Source organism: Chryseobacterium sp. CG10_8 (assembly GCF_058117085.1).
The window spans coordinates 1-20,142 of sequence record NZ_JBYVEB010000039.1; the positions used below are offsets into that span (position 1 = coordinate 1).

The 20,142-nt window shown below is 35.4% G+C and carries 15 protein-coding genes; 3 read left to right on the forward strand and 12 right to left on the reverse strand.

Translation table 11 applies throughout. From position 1 onward, the window contains the following. The first annotated feature begins 68 nt into the window (after positions 1-68). Positions 69-506 (forward strand): universal stress protein, encoded by a 438-nt coding sequence (locus AC4AGG_RS08105; protein WP_489771487.1) that lies wholly within the window; start codon positions 69-71, stop codon positions 504-506. A 10-nt stretch (positions 507-516) separates the two neighbouring features. Here the strand turns inward: AC4AGG_RS08105 and AC4AGG_RS08110 are convergent, their stop codons facing one another. Together AC4AGG_RS08110 and AC4AGG_RS08115 are read right to left on the reverse strand one after the other, a co-directional pair. Next, positions 517-1,041 carry a GNAT family N-acetyltransferase gene (locus tag AC4AGG_RS08110; protein WP_489771488.1) on the reverse strand — a complete coding sequence of 175 codons (525 nt, stop codon included), beginning with the start codon at positions 1,039-1,041 and terminating at the stop codon, positions 517-519. Positions 1,042-1,104: 63 nt separating this feature from the next. Next, positions 1,105-1,335, reverse strand: a complete 231-nt coding sequence (locus AC4AGG_RS08115) for a DUF6341 family protein (protein ID WP_489771489.1) — start codon at positions 1,333-1,335, stop codon at positions 1,105-1,107. A gap of 43 nt (positions 1,336-1,378) precedes the next feature. On the opposite strand from AC4AGG_RS08115, the gene AC4AGG_RS08120 reads away from it, so the two are divergent. Both AC4AGG_RS08120 and AC4AGG_RS08125 read left to right on the forward strand, forming a co-directional pair. Next, positions 1,379-2,284, forward strand: coding sequence for a DUF6427 family protein (locus tag AC4AGG_RS08120; RefSeq protein WP_489771490.1), 906 nt, complete (start codon positions 1,379-1,381; stop codon positions 2,282-2,284). Between the two features lies 1 nt (position 2,285). After that, positions 2,286-2,870 (forward strand): DUF3109 family protein, encoded by a 585-nt coding sequence (locus AC4AGG_RS08125; RefSeq protein ID WP_489771491.1) that lies wholly within the window; start codon positions 2,286-2,288, stop codon positions 2,868-2,870. A gap of 94 nt (positions 2,871-2,964) precedes the next feature. On the opposite strand, the gene AC4AGG_RS08130 is transcribed toward AC4AGG_RS08125, so the two are convergent. The 10 genes from AC4AGG_RS08130 to AC4AGG_RS08175 form a co-directional block, all read right to left on the reverse strand. Next, positions 2,965-6,402, reverse strand: a complete 3,438-nt coding sequence (locus AC4AGG_RS08130; protein ID WP_489771492.1) for an insulinase family protein — start codon at positions 6,400-6,402, stop codon at positions 2,965-2,967. Positions 6,403-6,559: 157 nt separating this feature from the next. Beyond that, entirely contained in the window at positions 6,560-7,894 is a 1,335-nt protein-coding gene (locus AC4AGG_RS08135; protein ID WP_489771493.1) for a trigger factor, read from the reverse strand. 429 nt (positions 7,895-8,323) lie between these two features. Next, a complete protein-coding gene (locus AC4AGG_RS08140; protein ID WP_489771494.1) occupies positions 8,324-8,872 on the reverse strand; it encodes a hypothetical protein in 549 nt (182 codons plus the stop codon). Between the two features lie 167 nt (positions 8,873-9,039). Continuing rightward, positions 9,040-11,421, reverse strand: coding sequence for a TonB-dependent receptor (locus AC4AGG_RS08145; RefSeq protein ID WP_489771495.1), 2,382 nt, complete (start codon positions 11,419-11,421; stop codon positions 9,040-9,042). Between the two features lie 108 nt (positions 11,422-11,529). Next, positions 11,530-11,889 (reverse strand): hypothetical protein, encoded by a 360-nt coding sequence (locus tag AC4AGG_RS08150; protein WP_489771496.1) that lies wholly within the window; start codon positions 11,887-11,889, stop codon positions 11,530-11,532. 64 nt (positions 11,890-11,953) lie between these two features. Continuing rightward, the gene (locus AC4AGG_RS08155) at positions 11,954-12,607 is read right to left on the reverse strand and encodes a phosphatase PAP2 family protein (RefSeq protein WP_489771497.1); all 654 of its coding nucleotides are present in this window, start codon (positions 12,605-12,607) and stop codon (positions 11,954-11,956) included. 144 nt (positions 12,608-12,751) lie between these two features. Beyond that, positions 12,752-14,722 (reverse strand): ABC-F family ATP-binding cassette domain-containing protein, encoded by a 1,971-nt coding sequence (locus AC4AGG_RS08160; RefSeq protein ID WP_489771498.1) that lies wholly within the window; start codon positions 14,720-14,722, stop codon positions 12,752-12,754. A gap of 88 nt (positions 14,723-14,810) precedes the next feature. Beyond that, complete coding sequence (locus tag AC4AGG_RS08165; RefSeq protein WP_489771499.1) at positions 14,811-15,329, reverse strand: phage tail-like protein; 519 nt, start codon at positions 15,327-15,329, stop codon at positions 14,811-14,813. Positions 15,330-15,348: 19 nt separating this feature from the next. Next, positions 15,349-19,026, reverse strand: a complete 3,678-nt coding sequence (locus AC4AGG_RS08170; RefSeq protein WP_489771500.1) for an alpha-amylase family glycosyl hydrolase — start codon at positions 19,024-19,026, stop codon at positions 15,349-15,351. A 332-nt stretch (positions 19,027-19,358) separates the two neighbouring features. Further along, positions 19,359-20,069, reverse strand: a complete 711-nt coding sequence (locus tag AC4AGG_RS08175) for a hypothetical protein (protein WP_489771501.1) — start codon at positions 20,067-20,069, stop codon at positions 19,359-19,361. Positions 20,070-20,142 lie beyond the last annotated feature (73 nt).

Consider the following 20,142-nt stretch of genomic DNA (forward strand, 5'->3'; position numbering starts at 1 on the left):
AAAATATAAATCTCATGTCGAAAGTCGTGAGATTTTTTTTGTAACTTTAAGGAAGAAAATTAAAAGTCATGACCAATATTATTTTACCTGTCGATTTTAGTGAAAGCACTGATGTTTTATTGAAAGGAGCAATTGATTTTGCGAGAAAAACACAAGGAAAAATTTTTATGATACATGTTGCACCTTCCGATATTGGATTTGCAATTGGTGACATGGGTTTTCAGTATTTTCCAGAAGTGGAGCAAATAGAGATTCAAGGTGAGTTGTCCGAATTACAGAGATTACAAGACCAAGTTTCTTCCGAAGGAATTGAGTGCGAACATCTTCTCAAACAAGGGGTAGCAAAGGATATTATCTTAGAATATGCTGAACAGAAGAAAGCTTCTTATATTGTAATGGGAAGTCATGGACGAAGTGGTATTTACGATGTTTTTGTAGGTAGTCTGACGAAGGATATCACTAAGAGTTCACCGATTCCTGTATTAGTAGTACCTTGTCACGAGTAGAAATTGGAAGTTAAATTTCTAATTTCATCATAATATCAATTTGTTCGTCGTCTCCCAATTTAAAGACGTGTTGACCGAATTCTACGAAACCATTTTTTTTATAGAAATTGATGGCTCTTTTATTGTTTTCCCATACAGCGAGCCAAATGTAATTAGACTTCCTAATTTTAGCTATCTCTAAGGCTTTGTTGTACAAAAGTTGTCCAATTTTTGCGCCATGATATTCTTCTAAAACATAAATTCTTTCCACTTCAGTGGAGTTATTATCTTGGATTTCTGTTTGAGAATCACCAAAATTGAGTTTCAGGTAACCTATTATTTCATTTGCATATTTTGCGAAATAGAATTCGGAGTTAGGGTTGGAGACTTCAGTTTGAAGAGCGCTAATGGAGAATTTGTCTTCGAGATAATTTTTCATATCCTCTTCTGTATTGTCTTTAGAAAAGGTTTCTTGAAAAGTCTGTCTTCCAATCTTCTGAAGTTTTTCAATATCTTGTTTATCTAATTTTACAATTTCGATTTCTTGCAAAAACATAGTATTGTGTTTTACGTTAAGGATAAATTCCAAAAAAAAACGCTTCCCGAAGGAAGCGCTATATTATGGCTTTTTGTAAATTTTTGGGTCGTAGTATGGGAACTTTCCTTCTGTAGGAGAGTGGTATTCCTTGTCTTTGTTATTTCCAAAAACAACAACTAAAACGTAGCACCAATATATAAATAGTGCGCAAGCGACTATAAATAAAATCCAGTTAAGTACGTTTCCTAAGGAGTCATACAATCCGAAAGACCACGTAAACACTTTGCTTAGAAATAACCAAAAACCCGTCATTATTTTACTTTTTTTAAATTAACTTTGCACAAATTTACTAAAAATGTTCAAATTACTTTCTAAGGAAAGCAATATTTTTTCGATTCCCGTCTATATTGGTATATTACTTTTGATTGTTCTTGGTTTTAATTTATTGAATTTTAGCTATATAAGTGCGGTTTCTGGAATCCTGACATTTGTTGGTATTTCGTTGGGATATTTTTGTTTCCATGCTATTGGCTTGAATTATCAGACGCATTTGCCTTTATTTCTCTATACTTTCTTTGTTATTGGATTTTATCCTGGATATTTGGATATAGGTCTTGCCGTTAGTTTGGTGATTAATGCTGTTTTGCTTCTGATATTGACGGATAAAGACGATGACCTGAGGCACAAATCCTATGTATTGATTGGGGCATTGTTGGCGATTAATTATATTTTTCTCCCAACGATGTGGCCACTCATTTTCTTTGTGTTACTCCATATCATAGGGACTTCTAACCGAGTTGGATTGCAAATATTCAGATTATTTTTTGGTGCTTTTTTGGTAAGTATAGTCTATTTTTCGATTGCTTTTTTTTATCATTGTAATGCTTGGGACGGGGCTTATTTTCCATTTTTTGGTTTTCATTGGGTGAAGGATTTGTCCAACCTATATCCGCTGATTCCCATTGCGTTATTTTTTGTTTATGCGGTCTTTGACCACTTTAGTAACTTTAACAAGAAAAGTCCAGTAAGTAAATTTAAATATTCTTTTGTTTTGACATTTACACTTTCCCAATTGATTACCATTTTTCTATATATGGGTAACCATTACGAATATCTGCTTTTACTCGCAGTGCCTGTGACCATCATTCTTAGTCGAGCTTTAAGGTTTTTACCCAAATATGTGTACAAAGAAGTTGGCTTGTTGGTGATTATTATTTGTTTGGTGCTGTACCGAATTTTTAACTACGTAACGTTTTTATAATATGATTAAAATTGAAGATAAATTAATCTCCGAAGATATTTTTACAGAAGAATTTGTTTGTAATCTAAGTCGATGCAAAGGAGCCTGTTGTGTTGAAGGCGATTCTGGAGCTCCGCTTGATGAAGAAGAAAAGCAGATTCTTGAAGATATTTTTGATAAAGTAAAGCCATTTTTGAGAAAGGAAGGGGTTGCAGCTATTGAAGAGCAGGGGACTTGGGTAATTGATTCTTATGATGGAGCTCCTGTCACACCGATGGTGAATGGTGAGGAATGTGCTTACGTTATTTTTGACGAAAATGGAGTGACCAAATGTGGAATTGAAAAGGCTTATGAAGAAGGTGCCGTGAATTGGCAAAAGCCAGTATCTTGCCATCTTTACCCCATAAGAGCGACAAAATATACTGCTTTTGAAGCGATGAATTATCATGAGTGGGATGTTTGTAGTCCTGCTTGTGAATTAGGAAAAGAGTTGAAAGTACCGGTTTACAAATTTTTGAAAACGCCACTGATCAGGAAATACGGTGAAGAGTTTTATACTATTTTGTGTGAAGCAGCGGAGGAATGGAAGAAGGAATTTGGGAAGTAGAAAGGCTTCAATAGGTTGAATAAACTTATAAGAATAAAATAAAAATTCCGGCGACCGAAGGTCGCCGGAATTTCTTTATCAATCCAAATATTACTTATTTGAAATCGGCATCAGAAACACCGCTATTCAATACAATATTACTTGTAGATAATTGCATCTCTTGACCTTGCATACTAATTTTCATTTCGCTTGGGAACTGGATTCCGTCCACTGATGTATATTTAGTAATAATCATTTCTCCCATTTCGTTTGGACCACGATATAATAATCCGGTTGAGGCATCAAAGTAAGACTTACCATCTTCATCTGCTAAGACATAGTAGTCTTTTCCACCTTCCGTTACTTTTTCAACGCTTTTGTAATCTGCAGCGTTCATAGATAAAGCATCGAATATTTTTCCTTTTTTCATCTCGGAAATTGCATCAGCTTGAAAATTTTGTTTTTGACCACCTTGAGACATATATCCTTTTTCCCCATCAAAGACTTGTACCATTTCTTGTCCCATCATAGATTGCACCATTTTGAATTTATTAGGAGCCATCTTCATCATTGTTCCAGTGATATCCATACCCATCATTTTCATACTGGTATTTGCTTTAACAGATTTAACTGCTTCTAATTTTGCTTTTCCACCTAAAGCTGTGATATACTTGTCAATCACTTGTTGAGGAGTAACTGATGCTGCGACTGCTGCAGTAGTTGCACCTGCTTTGTCGTCTTTTTTTGCACCTGCTTCCCAACCATCTTCAGGCATCAAAGTAGCTACAACTTTATCTTTGCTTAGATATTTTTTAGCAACAGCTTGGAGATCGCTAACTTTTAGAGTTTTGATTTTGTTTTCAAAATCAAGGAATGCATATGGATCCCTCTTATCCAATTGAGGTTGAGAAAGGGCGGATAACCAATAGTTGTTTTCTTTGATTCTGGTCTTGTAATCATTGATTTCCCCTTCAACGTATTTATCCAAATCCTTTTGTTCTGGTCCTTTTTCAATTACTTTTTTAACTTCATCAAGAGCAATTTTAGTTAATTTATCAACGTTTTCCGGACCGCAAGGGAACTGGATGCTGAAACTATAAGAACCATAAGGTGCTCTACCCATTCCTCCGTTAGCACTTGTTGTATATACTCCTCCTGCTTCTTCACGAAGTTTTTCGGTCATTTTGATTTTAACTACACCGCCCAAAGCTCTTAGAGCTGCATCATCTTTTTCATTATAAGGAGCTTCTCCAGTATAGGTAATTTGTACGGTAGATTTTGGATCTTTTCCTTTCTTATAGGTTCTGTTGATATCTCCTTTCAACTGTCTATAACCATTGTCAACAAAAGTGGTAGATTTACCAGTTGTTGGTAAACTTGCCAAGTACTGAACCGCCATATTTTTCATTTCATTATCGTCAATATTTCCAACGAAATAGAAATGGAAGTTACCAGCGTTTCCGAATTTTTGCTTATAAATATCGTAAGCTTTTTGATAATCCGTTTTATCCCAATCTTCTTTCAGAGGAATGATATTGGTAAATCTTGGATTTTTTTGATTCATATATTTCATGTGTTCATTCATGAAATAGAACTGTGGATTCGATAGAATGTTATCAAGGAATGCAGATTGTTTTGTTCTAAATGCATTGAAACTTGCAGGATCATTATTAAGTCCTGTGAAGTATGCATAAATCAATTCCATCATGGTTCCAAAATCTTTCTTTGTAGAATTTCCAGAGAATCCTTCAAAAAGTCCACTGATAGAAGGGTTTACAGAAACTTGTTTTCCTGCCAAATAGTTGGTGATATCATTTTTGGTATAACCATTAACACCAGCTTCACTTAAAGCTCCTAATGCATGTTGAGTAATAAGAATGTCTTTGTCACTGATTAGAGAGCTACCTCCTAAACTTCTTGCATTGAAAATGATTTCATCATCTTTGAAATCAGTTTTTTTGTAAGTTACTTTTACACCATTACTTAAAGTAAGTGTTGTAGTACCTAATTTAGCATCTGTTTCAGTTTTTGTAATGCTTCCAGTTGATTTGAAAGGTTTTACAATATTCTTGATCGTTTCTTTAGCTTTGTAAGGTTCTAATTTTGCAACTTTTACATCGTCTAAAACTTGGATTACTTGCTGTTTTGTTGGTTGCGTAATACTTGCCTTTTGAGGGCCTGTAATAATGACAACTCTACTATCATCTTTGACATAATTTTTCAAAACATTATTGGTCTGATCAAGCGTGACTTTTGGTAAGTAAGCTTTCTGTTGTTCGTATTCCCATGCAATACCTGGAATTGCTTCGCCTTCTAAGAAGTTGTTAATGTACTCGTATACCAATCGATTACTTTCCATTTTATCCCTATTGTTATATGAATCTTCGTATTGAGATAAAATTTCTTGCTTTGCGCGATCTAATTCAGTTTGTGTAAAACCAAATCTTTTTGCTCTTTCGACTTCATTCATTAAAACCTTTAGAGCGTCCAATTGACCACCGTCTTTGGTCATTGCCATTCCTTGGAAAGCTTCTTTGGTTCTGCCCCAGCTTCCACCGTGATATACATATCCATATGTGAATGGAGGATTGTTGGACTCAACCATTTCATTATAACGATTATTAATCATGGTTGCCACAACACTTTCAACGATGCTTTTCTGATAATCTGCAAGTGTTACATCCGGTTTGTAATTGTCAGAATCTTTCATTACAAATCTAACAGATGAACTTGTGGCATCTGGATCACTTTCTATCGCAACCAATGTTTCCGCATGGTTAGGAATGTCGTAAGTAGCTCTTGCTCTTTCTTTTGTTGGATTTTTGTAAGAGCTAAAATTAGCTTTAATCTTTTGTTCGATTTCATCAACGTTGATGTCTCCAACAACAACTAAAGCCATCAAATCTGGACGATACCAATCTTTGTGGAACTGTCTCAAAACTTCAGGTTTGAAGTTTTCCAAAATTTCTTTTTTTCCTATTGGAAGGCGATCAGCATAATGTGATTTGTACATCATCAAAGGAAGCCATTTGTCCATCATTCTTTTATCTGGACCAAGACCTAAGCGAAGTTCTTCAAGAACAACTCCTCTTTCTTTGTTGATCTCATCATCTGTTAAAGTAGCATTGAAAGCCCAATCTTCCATTACTTTGAGCCCAAGATCCAAATTTCCTGGCTTGTCGAGCGGAACAGGTAGCATGTACACTGTTTCATCGAAGCTGGTGTAAGCGTTCAAGTGTTGTCCGAATTTGATTCCGACAGATTCCAAAGCATCAACCAATTTGTTTCCAGGGAAATTTTTGGTTCCGTTAAAATTCATGTGTTCCATGAAGTGCGCAAGTCCTCTCTGATTGTCGTCTTCCAAGATAGAGCCAGCGTTAATGGCTAATCGGAATTCGACTTTTTTCTCAGGTTTTACATTTTTCTTAATGTAATACTTCATTCCATTAGGAAGTGTACCAATTCTGACTGCTGGATCAGTTGGGATGTTCTGCGCTGTTCCCAGCGAAAACATCATCATGCTGACCATCAGTGATAAAAGAATTTTTCTCATAAATGATCTATTGTTATGTTTTTTTATTAGGATCTAAAAATAGAATAAATATCACTTTATATAACTATGAAATTAGTTAAATATTGTTAAAGGTGACAAAAATAATCCGCAGGGGTTTCCTGCGGATTATTATATGGTGTCGATAAAATTTCGAAAATTAGTTTTTCAAAAGTTCTAAGAATTCATCATGAGAAATTGGAGTTTCTTGTTTTTTTGATTTTTCCAAGATCACCTCTTTCAATTTGTTCATAGATACTTCTGAGAAGATTTCTCTTGATTGATTTTCGTCTTTCAACATATCAATCGCATATTTTTGGATTTCTTCGTCTGGTAAGTGGTGGATTCCGTACATTGCTAATTGGTTTCTTACCAATTGCTCTGCTTGTGCGATCATATCTGGATAATCCACTTTGATTTCGTTATCGTTCAATAATTTTCCTTCAACGATTTGAGCTTTGATTGCAGGTCTTTCTTTTTCTAAGATTTCTTGCGCTTGAGCTTCGTCGTTGATGTTTTGATTAGAATGTACTAACCATTTAACCAAGAAAGTTTCTGGCAATTTAACTTCTTCTTTCTCGTTAACTTGCTCGATGATTTTGTTAACGAAATGGATGTCAGCGTTTTGTTGGAAGTATTCATCTAATTCAGACTTTACTTTTTCCTTCAATTCTTCTTCTGACTTGATGTTGTCTTTTCCGTATACTTTATCAAAAAGATCTTGATTCAATTCATGGTTTTCTAATCCATAGAAGTCTTTCACTTTTACTTCTATTTCATTGTGGTGAAGATGCTCTGCTTCGGCTTTGCTGAAACCTAATTCTTTTGCTAATTCTTCGTTAGACTGTAATGTTTCTTTGGTTACTTTAACCGTACCATCCATCTTCAAACCTTTCACCAATCCGAAAGCTTCTTTTCTTTCTGCATTGATTGTTACATTTTTTGGATGGTGGTGGTGTTCTCCTTCTGCATCTTCTTCAACAATCTGAGTTACTTCCAAAGCAACATAAGAATCGTCACCAATAGCATCTTGAGGAACTTGAGTTGCAAAACGCTTCTGCATGTTCTCAATAGATTGGTTGATTTCTTTATCCCCAGCTTCTACTTTGTAATGAGGAGCCTCGTATTTTTCTAATTCGATTTTGAAGTCAGGTTCGTAACCAATTTCAAACTGAACTAAGTGCTGATCCTGATCAAAATTCAATTCGTTTTCAACCATAGGAACTGGTTGTCCAACTAAACGAATATTGTTTTCAGTCACATATTGATTAAGAGTATCGTTGATTAATTTGTTAATTTCATCAAAAGCAATCGCTCCTTCATATTGTCTTTTCACCATGCTCATTGGTACTTTTCCTTTTCTGAATCCAGGAATCTGAGCATTTTTCGCGTAATTGTGAAGTTGTTTTTCAACTTTATCCTTATAATCAGCTTTGTCGATCGTAATGGTAAGTTTTGCACTTACTTCATCGTGATTTTGTGCGGTAATATTCATACTTTTTTATTGAATTTTTCAGGTTGCAAAAGTAAGCATTTTTTGTTAAATAATTGAAATTGATTGTATAAAATGGTGTTAAATAGTTGGAATATTTTTAAACAATTTTTATCCGATAGGGTATTGAAGTCATTTACGAAATTAGTTTGTTTGTCCAGACCATTCATAACTTCAATGGAAATTACTTCTTACTGAGAATGAGATTTGTAGTACGATCTTTGGAGATACTTTTTTACTTTACTATATCGGTTAGCTGTATTCTTATTTGAAATTTGTTGAAAAGAACCACCTTAAGAATTTCAACGCAAGGTTCGCAAAGGTTATAGAATACTATTGTGTTGATATAATTCGCAAAGGCACTTTGTTTAGCAAAGTATGATTGCTTTGTAGCTAAATGTTAGCGCCTTTGTGAACTTAATAGTCTCGAGACTAATTTGAAATATCAAAATAAGCAACAGCGTCTGTTTCTCCACCTTGGGTACTTCCAAAAGTAGTGCCTGTTTGCGTTTCATCGACTGAGATGGCATCGTGAATGATATCAATTTGTACTCGTGGTTGATTTCCGTTTTCGGCTTGGATGACATGCCAGTGAGTCAGCAGTCCAACTTTCTTTCCGTCGCTTCTTGTAGAGGAGCTGTCATCAATTCGAAAAATTTGAATATTGCTATCCAAGAAATCGAAAATGATAAAATGTTCGTCTTTGGCGTCGATAATATCCTGAGTCACGTCTTCGTTTTCGTTTTTGAAAACCATAGAAACAGTGTAAATACCACCATCATCTAACGTCATTATTGGATTCTGAACCGAATTAGCAGTGTAATTGTAGGTTTTGACAACGCCTGTTGCGTCTTCCTTAACGTGAAGAATGATATTGGAAATGTCTTCCTGAGAAAGCACGTCTTCATTTTCATCTGCTCTTCTACAAGAAACAAATAGCATTAGACTTAGTGTGAGAAATAATATTGTTTTTAGTTTCATTTTTTTAAGTTTTATTTTTTATTTTTGAGTTTCGGGTTTCGAGTTTTTTCCATCATCCATCATCCATCATCCATCATCCATCATCCATCATCCATCATCAGTCACATCTTAAACTACCCCGTCTGCCGAATTTTATTCGGAATCCACCCCTTCAGAGAAGGGGAATTTTAAAAATTCAGCTTGACATTCAACACGATGTTGCGTCCCATTTCGTAGGAAAAATAACGCAGTCGATTGAGATAATCTTTATAGTTTTTATCAAAAACATTTGTAATGTTAATTCCAATATAGAGTTGCTGATGAAGTTGCAACCCTGCTTGAACATTCCAAAGCGAGTAACTTGCAGGTGGCGTTGAAAGGTCCAAAGTTTTTGTGACTTCTTCTCCATTTTCATAAATAGAAATTTCTTGATTGTAAACAGGAAATCTCTTTTGTTGCATAACGTAGCGATTTTCCACTTTTACAAAGAAGTTTTTCCACTTGGATTTATATTCCAAGCTATTACTGAAGTTAGTTGGCATCATCAGGATCAAGGGCACATTGTCTGTCTCATTTTGCCCATAGACATAGGTGAAATTTCCACGATAATTAAAATTCTTAGTTAATTTCCATTGAGCGTCAACATCCAAGCCAGCCATTGTTGCGTCAATTTGCATGTAAGTCCAAACTGGGAAAACACCCCGAATGGTATTTTGGATACCCGTTGGAATTTGAGTGATGAAATTTTTAGTTAAAAATAAATATGGGTTGGCAGAGATTTCAAGGCCTTCTAAAGCGCTAATTTTGCCCGAAATTTCGAGGTTGAATTGGTTTCCGTTTTCGTTTTTAAGGTGCATATCGCCTTCTTCCAAAATCGCCGCCGAATGATGAAGTCCGCCTGCAAAAAGTTCAGCAATATTTGGTGTTCTCGAAACTTTTGAGTAGTTGATTTTGGTTGTGAAATGTTCAGTTGGCTGAAATTCTAAACCAATATTTGCAGAAAAGTTCTGAAATGGAAGTTGAGGATTTGTAAAAACTCGGTTTTCCGAAGTGGATACATAAAATTCTGAATAATCGTCTGCATAACGCTCTTCCCAATCACTTTTATCATACCACATTTTGACGTTATACTTTGTGAAATCATATCGCGCACCAATCTCTGTCCTTAGAGATTCCGAAATTTTAGTTTTAAAAATTGAATATAATCCCCCAAAATATTTGTGATAGTTGGGGATTAGACGTTGTGCTTGCGTTTCTGTAGTTGAATAATTGTACTGATATCCTAAATCAAAACCAGTCTCTAAACTGAACTTCTCTCTTTCAATAAAATCGTTGACATTTAGCTGATTGGTAAAAAGTTCCAAATCGAGCGCAGGAACATCGTACAATTCACCTCTTCTTACATCATACTCTTTTCTATGGTTGTACTGAAAGCTGTAATCTGCCGAAATTTTCCCCCATTTTTCTAATCTTTTGAACCCTGAAAGTTTTGCTAAATGATGAGCGATTTCCTGTTTTGGATTTTCAATCGAGTAGGAGAAGTCTCTTTGGTAAATGGGCTCATCTGAAGTTAGAGCGGTATAGAAATCGTTGGGATTTCCAAGGTCAGAGCCTCTGTAGATTCCAATTTCTTGGTTGGTTAACGAATAATCGAATGCTATTCCTTTTAAGAAAGTGTTGTTCTGAACCGTGAAAGCAAACGAATTTCCTTGTAATCCTGTGTTGTAAAGACCATATTCTGGCGTGTGTAAGTCTCCCAATTTCTTGAACCCACCATTCGTCTTGATTGCCCATCCGTTTTTCCAAGTTTTGATGAGGTTCATGTCCAATCCGATTCCTCTTCCATTGGATATTCCAGAAAGATTGATGGCTCCTTTTATTGTATCTTTTTTCTTGAAGATATCTGGTTCCAAAACGACCACTCCTCCTACAGAACCGCTACCATATTTTAAAGCAGAAGCACCTTTAATCACATCTATATGATTGAACTGGTTGATATCAACATTAGGTGCATGTTCGACTCCCCATTCTTGGTCGGCAAGTTTTACACCATTATTCAGAATGGTAACTCGTTCGCCGTAAAGTCCATGGATAACAGGTTTTGCAATGTTATTTCCTGTTTTTAGGGTTGTTACGCCTGAAATTTTACTTAATATATTTCCTAAATTTTCAGTTGAATTTTTAGAAATTTCATCATTATCTAATGTTTTGACAATGACACTACCATTGCTTTTGAGGTTTCCGTGGATGGTTACGGTTTCTAATTGTCGGGTGTGATGCTCCAAAAGAATTGTAATCTCCAGATTTTCTTTCACACTAATTTCTTCAGAATATGGGTCGCATCCTGGGTGTAAAGCAGTAAGTGTGTAATTTCCTGAGGGTATTTTTTTGAAGACAAATTCACCTTTGCTATCAGTATGTGTTGTGAAAGTCCCAACCTGTATTTTGGCGTTTTTTTGTGGTGTTTTGTCGTGGAAATCTATGACCTTGCCTTGTATCGAGTAGTTTTTTTGTGCTTGATAAAAGGTTATTCCCAAAAGGAAAACCAATAATTTTAAAATGGATTTCATGAATGACTTTTTTTCTGAAAAATTTCAGAGTTAAATGATTTTGGTTGTTACTAACCATTTGTGTTTCATTAATGTAAAGTCTTTCTTTGTAGAAAAAAAACTTTAGACTTAAATTTTAAAATTACTGGGAGGTCCTCGTAAGCTGACCGAAGCTGAATTTTGAAAATAGTAGAAGTTGTAAATCCCCTTGAAATCAAGTTTTAAAAAATTGAATTGGGTCAACTGGTAGTTGAATTCTTCTGGAAGAAGCGTATTGCCGTGCTGAAGTAGATAACAAGATAGACAATCGGAGAACTCCTGTTTGAATTCTCCTTTCGAGATGCAATTCTTTTCTCCTTTGAATTGAAAATCCTTAAAGAATTCAGCGCTGCTGTGATTATGGAAATTTTGTGCAAAAAGAGACAAAAAAAGATACATCCCTAACAAAAGGGTTGCAATGATCTTCTTATGTTGTCTTTCCTGTTTCAAACTTTTGCAAAGCTATATTTTTTTTGCAAAAAGTCAACGGTAGAATTTTATTAATAGATATTATCTAATAGATTGCTGCAAAAGGATCTTTGTCTGATTTAGGCTTATTCCATTTATATTGGTGAGTCCAATAGGCTACTTTCATGCTTAGAATTCCCAGACCTGCTCCAAAAAGAACATCAGAAATATAATGCTTGTTGTTTGCGATTCTCATAACGCCAATTCCGCTGGCAAAACCATAGGAAACATATGGAACCCAACGATACTTTTCTCCATATTCCATCGACAACAAAGTTGCTCCAGCAAAAGCATTGGCGGTATGCCCGGAAGGGAAGGAGTAATGTGTTCCATCTGGACGGGTAACATCAAGAGACTTCTTTAGGACGAAGACCATCCCCATATTGATGATTTGTCCTTTTACCATAATTGCAGTTCGGTTTTTCCAATCGGTTCGAGGTTGCATCCCCAGCCAATCAAAAGCATAGGCAGCAACAAAAGGAGCGTACATTGCATAGTCATCAAAATGATTTTCAAAACCAAAAAGATGTTCATCGCGTTCTTCTTTAACTTCAGTTTTAAGACTCTCGTCTTCACCTAAAGTGGACAAGAGTCCTCCTGCCATCAAACTGACAGGTACAATGAGTTGTTTGGTTTTAAAATTATAAACCTTTTGATTTGGGTAAAGAGAATCTCTCTTTGTTTGTCCATTTATTCCCATAGTTATACACAGGAATAAAAGAAAAATTGTGTTTTTTTTCAGCATATAGTGGGCTATAATTCGAAGTGAATTTTACTAGCAAAAATTTAGCCACAAAAAGATAAATATGTGTTTTTTTTATCGTTTGTTGTAGTTTTGAAGAAATTAATCCTCAATTTGCAGGGCGATGTCTTCCCATTCCTGCATTACTTGTGCTAATTCTGTTTTTATGTGATTGTACTTTTCTAGTTCTTTTTCGGACGGATTGGTTTTAGCGAAAATGGCCTCCAAATTAGCAATCTCTTTTTCGTAATCCGCAATTTTTTCTTCCGCTTTTTTTAGCTTATTCTGAAGTTGCTTTTGTTCTTTTGTCTGAAAGTTTGAATTGGTTTGAATTGGTTTGAAATCGTTTGAAGTAGTCTTCTCAATGTCTTCTGTCTCGGTTCTCGTATCTTGTATCTCGGTTCTCGGTTCTTGGTTCTTGTTATCCAACTTCGCTTTCTCCGCAGAAATTTCTCTGATACTCTCACTTTGACGGTACTCTAAATATTCATCGATATTGCCTAAGAATTCTTTCATTTTTCCATTTCGGAATTCAAAGATTTTGTTCGCCATATCTTGCAAAAATTCACGGTCGTGAGAAATAACAATCAGCGTCCCCTCAAACTTTTGCAACGCAATTTTAATAATTTCTTTGGACTGAATATCCAAGTGGTTAGTAGGTTCGTCCATAATCAACGTATTGAATGGACGAAGTAATAATTTACATAAAGCCAAACGGTTACGTTCTCCTCCGGAAAGCACCTGCGTTTTCTTGTCAACATCTTCTCCAGAAAACAAGAAGCTTCCTAACAAGTCCCTAACTCTTGGTCTGGTTTCCTCCGTTGCAGAATCTTCCGCTTCTTGCAAAACCGTTTTTCCTGGTGTTAAAACCTCTTCCTGATTTTGGGCAAAATATCCAATATTAACGTTATGACCTAACTTCCATTCACCGGAATAATCTTTAATTTCGCCAGCTAAAATTTTCGCCAAAGTCGTTTTACCCTGACCATTCTGTCCAAGCAAAGCAATCCTATCTCCACGTTCTACAAAGAAATCTACGTCATCAAAGACTTGTTTGTTTCCATAAGATTTACCAAGATTTTCGGCTTCAAAAATAATTTTACCCGGAACAACACTTTGCACAAATCGAATATTAAATTTAGAAACATCGTCGTTCTCAACCTCAATTCTTTCAATTTTATCTAATTTTTTGATAAGTGACTGTGCAAAACTCGCCTTGGTTGCAGAAGCTCGGAAACGGTTGATATTCTCTTCCATTTGCTTAATCTCCGCATCCTGATTTTTCTTGGCTTGGGTCAGTTTTTCCTTACGGTCTTTTCTCAGTTCAAGATATTTGGTGTAGTTGGCTTTATAATCGTCAACTTTTCTATTATTAATGTCGAAAGTTCGGTTACAAACCGCAGTCATAAACTGCTTGTCGTGACTCACCAATACAATCGCACCGCTGTAATCCTTCAAGAAATTTTCTAACCAAATGATGGACTCCATATCCAAGTGGTTGGTAGGCTCATCGAGAAGTAATAAATCATTATTTTGAAGAAGTAGTTTCGCCAATTCAATTCTCATTCGCCAACCTCCAGAAAATGTATCAGTAACCCTTTCAAAATCATCCGCTTTGAAACCCAAACCTAAAAGCACTTTCTCCACATCACCTTCTAAGTTATAGGCATCATGATGATGAAGCAAATCGTTAAGGTCGGTCATTCTGTGAATCAAATCGTGGTATGCATCACTCTCGTAATCGGTTCTTGTGGCTAATTGTTCATTAATTTCTTCTAACTCTTTTTTCCAAGAATTAATTTGTTCAAAGGCTTGTAAAGTCTCTTCCCATACGGTTCGACCCTTTACAAACTCCAAATCCTGCTTAAGGAAACCAATGGTAATATTACCTTCAGGCACTACATTCCCCTCATAGAAGTTAATTTCTCCTGAAAGAATTTTTAAAATAGTCGATTTTCCCGCACCGTTTTTCCCTACCAAACCGATTTTATCGTTTCTTTTGATAGTAAAATTGGTATCGCGGAACAAATAATTTCCCGAGTGATGAAGTCCTAAACCTTGAACTGATAACATAAATAATGTATGATAATTGATGAATGATTTTCGACGTGCAAAAGTAGGAATAAAAAAGGGAAATTAACTTGTGCCGAAACGACAGGAATTATTTTCCCCAAAAAGTCCATTCAGTTCCATTAAAAACACACACCAAATCATTGGTTGTATCATACAGCATGGTTCCAGGTTCTGGATTAGTGATGGTACTCCAAGGGCTTTCGCTTTTTGGTAAAACAAGAGCTTTGTTAGGTGTGTTGATTGCCAAGATACCTATAGGAGCATTACTTGGATTTCCAATTACACTACTGCTTTTGGTTCGGTCACCATTTTCTTGTAATGCGTTTATTTCCGAAAGGTCAACACTTCCTGTTTTCACGGAAAGATCTTGCCAAGAGCTACCATTGTAATACATTACTTTTTTGTCTACAGTACTATATAAAATGGTTCCCGCTGAGTGTTGAACTACGGTAAGGTTCTCTACCCAAGGTAGAATAATTCCTTTGTTAAGATTTGGACTGAAGTCTACCGAAGCAGATCCGTCAATTGTTTTCTTACCTCCGAATGCAACTTGAGCGAAAGTTAAGTTGATACAGAAAAGAAGAATGAGTGTTTTTATTTTTGTCATGTTTTTTTATTTAAGGTAGTTAAGGGATCGCTTTTTGTTGAAGACAAGACCAAGTATTGCCATCAAACATTTTCATACAATTAGCATTTTCATCATATACTAACATTCCTTTTACTGGTTGAGGAATATAGGTGAGAATATTTTCTCCCATAGGAATTTTGGAAACAACCAAGCCTTTTTCTTTGGATTCTAAAATAAGGATTCCGTTTTTCTTGGTAGTATTTCCTCCATTTCTTTTTAAAGAAGATATCAATACATCACTACTTTTAGAAGTTCCTGTTGTTAATGCAGGTTTGTAGCAATCACCTCTTTGTACGGTAATGGTTTGAGTAAATGTTGTTTTGTTTCCAGAAGCATCAGTTGCTAACCATTTGATGGTATTGATTCCAGTCTGAAGCTTCCAACCTTGTAAAGTTGTCAAATTAGTCGCTATACCATTTATTTCTTTTATATCCAAAGTTGTTATGGTTCCACTATTATCTGCAACTTTTCCAGTAGTTGTAGTTCCACTCGTCCATACTCCTGTTGTTACATCATACGTGGCGTCACCTATCGCATATTGACAATAATCTGTTTGAATTGTGGAATCCGATACATTGAAGATTGGTGGAATAACATCTGCATTTGACAAAATATATACTGGGTCATTTTTATACAATGTATAGGTGTCACTCGTAGAGTTTACGGTGTAAGGTTGACCATCAACTGTTGGATCTCCATTATACTTGTACCAAGTTCCAGTTGTAAAATAACCAGGAGTTACTTGTCCATTGTTAGCTGTATCAAAATTACCAATTGGGATTACTTGTACAGATTTGCTATCATCAAAGAGGGACATAGTTCGGTTCCAATCGGTGCTTGAGTAATTGTTTCTAAAATCAAAATTGCTACCATAATATAGTCTATTATAGGTATTTCTAAATTTAAAAATAATAGAATACAAGTTATAAATCTCCTTTCTTTCGGCATTAGTATCATAACCCAATTCCCACGCAGATGGTTTAATACCTGTTCTACCACCATTATTGATTGAAATATCATATCCCAATTCTCCAAACTCCCAAACCATTCTTGGTCCTGGTAAAAACATATTGAAGGCAGCCACTAGCTTTAGGCGGTTGGATAAATAAGCGTCGGTATTGTCGTTATTAGCTCCATAATTTTTAACTTGATATCCTATCCTTTCTTCATCGTGGCTTTCCATATAGCTCATGTAATTGGCATAGGTGAAGCCTCTGGTAGTATATAAACTCTTTGTAAAACTCCTATTTTCATTCCCTTCTGCCATTTTAATCCAATCCGATTGTGGACCAGAACCAGACCACATCATGATTCCATGGTCAGCTAAAACTCTATCTTCTGCATCTTCAGCTAAATGTTCGAAAATAGCATAAGTCCCAGGATGACTAGTCCACATTTTATTGACCAATCTTTTAAGGATTGCCACTCTACACGCATCATAAGAACTCGCCCAAGGGTCGGATGGATCTGGGTCAGCTTGCGTGAACCCTTTGGTAAAGTCAAAACGGAAACCATCAAATTTAAACTCGGTAATCCAATAGTCCAAAATGCTATCCATCATATCCTTAGTATTACTACTTGCGTGATTCCAGTCAACTCCCCAATGTCCCCCAGAATCATATACCGCCTTATGTGTTGGATTGAACCAAGGGTTGTCATCTGCAGGTCTATTTAATGTGTTATTCCAATACATCATAGCATTGGGGTTAGAGTAAAAAGCATGATTCAAAACCAAGTCATTAACAACTGCTATCCCTCTTTTATGAGCTTCGTCAATAAATTCCTTTAAATCATTAGCGGTTCCATATGCTTTGTCTGCTGCAAAATAGTAATTGGGATTATATCCCCAGCTGTTATTACCTTCAAACTCGGATATCGGCATTACATGGATGCAATTAATTCCAAGGTTTTTTAGATAATCAAGTTTAGCGGTGGCTGCTTTATAAGTGCGCTCTGGGGTAAAGTCTCTAAAATGAAGTTCGTAAATATTAAGATTGTTTTGTGAAATTATTGGAGCAAAATTGGGGAGCTGCCATTGGTATTCAACGTTGTTAAGTTGCAAAACAGAGGCTCTGCCATTTGTTTCACCTGTTGGATACTGTATTAGGTTCGGATATACTGCTGAGGAAATATATTGGTCTTCAGGATCAGAAACTTTGTGTGCATATGGATCACCAATTCTTATAGTTCCATCAATTAAATATTGATAAACATATTCATCCACTTGAGGAGAGGGGAAATCAGTGGAAGGATTTAATGTGATCCACCAATAATCGCCATCTTTATTAAGTTTATAATCTTCTGAAATTTGCCAATTATTAAATTCTCCGATGAGATAAATAATATTTTTTGCTGCAGAGGTTGAAGTAAAAATGCCACCACTACAATCACTATAATCATAAGTTGTTGAAGTCGGTGTGTGTAGTACAAATGTAACTTCACCAGTATTTGGGAAGTCGTAATTAACACCGCGTTTTGCGCCTACAGGAAGCGTTGCTATTATTGGAGGATTATAAGCCCTTATTTGAAAAGTTTTGTACTTGGTAACTCCATTAGAGGTTGCACTTAATTTAAAGTAATGAAGATTGGTGTCCGTAAGGGTGTGAGTATATACAAAATTGGTCAATGTTGACTGATTATTAATCGCTGAAATGACATTTCCATTGGAATCAGTTTCTTCTAAAGTCCAATTGGGTGTCATATTAGAAGTGGCTTTGATATCAAAAGGAGTATTGATTGGTACCAAGTAAGGAGAATAGGATGGGTTGTTCATCAGGAAGTAAAATCCTAGATTAATATTGACATGATAATTCGCGCCACTATAATCTTCTTTTAAACTTCCGTTTCCGTTTCTGAATAGAAAGTTAAGGGCAAAGGCATCATTATTTGTTCCTAAAGCATAATAGGTATCCACACTTGGAAGCGTGATTTGCCATAGATTAGTTCCAATATTAGTCATTTCTCCAACACCATCGTCTTGACCCCAATTTCCAACAGAATTAGAAAATCCAGTTGAGCCTACCGCATCTGTCCCCAAACCTGAATGGAAATAGACCTCAGTTGCTCCAGCTAAAGCTGTTCCAGTAGCATTCAAAGTAACGGTAATGTTTTCGGTTCTTGTAGGATAGGAAGGCGATACGGTTACAATCCCATTGAGGATTTGCTGGTCTACAACTGTAAAGGTCGCTTTGTAATTATTCCCTGAATTGTTGTCAGTCTTAGTTCCTTCATTAGTGTCTGAGGTAAAGTACACCTCCAGAATATAGTTTCCGGCACTAAGGTTACTCAGAACATTAATTCCGGCAGACTCTGTTTTCCATCTCTGGTTGTTGGCGTTTCCATCCATATTGTTGGCGCTCCAAGGTAGATTTACCGCATTAAATATTGGCGCACTGTCTGTCGCTTTGTAGATTCTATAATACATGGTGGCGCCAGTAACATCACTACTACCATCTTTCCATGTCTTAACTTCTCCGCCTTGAAGATAAAAGGATGAGGTGGGACTAAAAGTTCCCAAATTGCCCGAAAAGTCAGGATTACTTGTACTTGATTGTGCATCGTAGTATTGCAGAGACGAAGTTTGCAATACAACAAAGGATTGATAGATTCCTGTTCCAGCACTGACGAACACTACTCCAAAAAAGAGGAGTAGATAAGTTAGAATGTTTTTTTTCATAAAAATAGAGACGCAAAATTAACTATTTTCATCTATAGTTAAATATTAGATGAAGAATAATTATTGATTCTGTCTTTTGATTGATGATGATTTAAATCATGCCTGATTTTTGACATAAGCTTACCAAAGTTGTTAAAAAGAATTTAGTGTCTTTTTGTACGCTTCCAATGTTTTCACTCTCGCTTCTTTATGACTAATCATTGGTTTGGAATAGTTTTTTGTACCCATTTCGAAGATCGAGGTTCTATAAGAATTAGTGTGATTGTTTTATTATTATGTTTTTTTACGAATATTTTAGATTACATATCTGTCTTTAAAATAAAAGTACCAATCTATGGCAATAGTAATTTGCCTAAAAACCCAAACCAAATAATGCATCCAAGAGTTCCACCAATTAATCCTGCAATGATGAATGTAAACCTTTGATTAATTGGGATGAATTTGAAAATAACAATAATGGATATTGTTAATCCAGTCATTGCTGTTCCAAGTATGAAAGACCAGAATGGAATTTGTAATGCTTTAGCAATTTTTATTTCATCCATCTGCTGACTATACTTTCCGACAATAAAATAATCCATTATCCACATTAAAAAATTAGCTACTTGTCTTAACCAAAAAAAAGAAAGAAATATAAATATCCAAAATTTAAAACTTAACTTACTCATTATGTAAATATTTCTTTTGAATGCATATAAAAGAATAAAACCCAAACTTCCTGTAAGCATTGTTTGAATTGGCCCTCCTAAATTAATGAGTAGATTTTCCCATTTATAAACTTTTCTATAATTCTCGTTATGTATTACATTTGTATATGCGTAATGTACTTTAGCGTCTAAACCTAACAGCTCAACAAAAAAGAAATGTCCAAGTTCATGTGAGATTGTACCTGCAATTGTTGCCAAAATAAATCCGAAGATCAACCATACTAGAAGTTTTTTATCTATTTTAAATGAAATTATTTTTCGAAGCATGATTTTTTTAAGTGTTAGAAAGTATAGGGTAATATTACGTATTAATTCTGCAATTCTTTCAAAAATCATAATAAGATGAAAATTTGATTATTAATATTGATTGCTCCGCATATAATGTGTAGCAATCAAATGAGTTAGTCAA

Excerpts from the sequence above, each read along its gene's own strand:
- AC4AGG_RS08140 (WP_489771494.1), bottom strand. The coding sequence starts at position 8,872 with ATGAAACTAAAAACAATATTATTTCTCACACTAAGTCTAATGCTATTT.
- AC4AGG_RS08155 (WP_489771497.1), bottom strand. The coding sequence starts at position 12,607 with ATGGGAATAAATGGACAAACAAAGAGAGATTCTCTTTACCCAAATCAA.
- AC4AGG_RS08125 (WP_489771491.1), top strand. The coding sequence starts at position 2,286 with ATGATTAAAATTGAAGATAAATTAATCTCCGAAGATATTTTTACAGAA.
- AC4AGG_RS08105 (WP_489771487.1), top strand. The coding sequence starts at position 69 with ATGACCAATATTATTTTACCTGTCGATTTTAGTGAAAGCACTGATGTT.
- AC4AGG_RS08110 (WP_489771488.1), bottom strand. The coding sequence starts at position 1,041 with ATGTTTTTGCAAGAAATCGAAATTGTAAAATTAGATAAACAAGATATT.
- AC4AGG_RS08175 (WP_489771501.1), bottom strand. The coding sequence starts at position 20,069 with ATGATTTTTGAAAGAATTGCAGAATTAATACGTAATATTACCCTATAC.
- AC4AGG_RS08120 (WP_489771490.1), top strand. The coding sequence starts at position 1,379 with ATGTTCAAATTACTTTCTAAGGAAAGCAATATTTTTTCGATTCCCGTC.
- AC4AGG_RS08115 (WP_489771489.1), bottom strand. The coding sequence starts at position 1,335 with ATGACGGGTTTTTGGTTATTTCTAAGCAAAGTGTTTACGTGGTCTTTC.
- AC4AGG_RS08145 (WP_489771495.1), bottom strand. The coding sequence starts at position 11,421 with ATGAAATCCATTTTAAAATTATTGGTTTTCCTTTTGGGAATAACCTTT.
- AC4AGG_RS08165 (WP_489771499.1), bottom strand. The coding sequence starts at position 15,329 with ATGACAAAAATAAAAACACTCATTCTTCTTTTCTGTATCAACTTAACT.
- AC4AGG_RS08135 (WP_489771493.1), bottom strand. The coding sequence starts at position 7,894 with ATGAATATTACCGCACAAAATCACGATGAAGTAAGTGCAAAACTTACC.
- AC4AGG_RS08170 (WP_489771500.1), bottom strand. The coding sequence starts at position 19,026 with ATGAAAAAAAACATTCTAACTTATCTACTCCTCTTTTTTGGAGTAGTG.
- AC4AGG_RS08130 (WP_489771492.1), bottom strand. The coding sequence starts at position 6,402 with ATGAGAAAAATTCTTTTATCACTGATGGTCAGCATGATGATGTTTTCG.
- AC4AGG_RS08160 (WP_489771498.1), bottom strand. The coding sequence starts at position 14,722 with ATGTTATCAGTTCAAGGTTTAGGACTTCATCACTCGGGAAATTATTTG.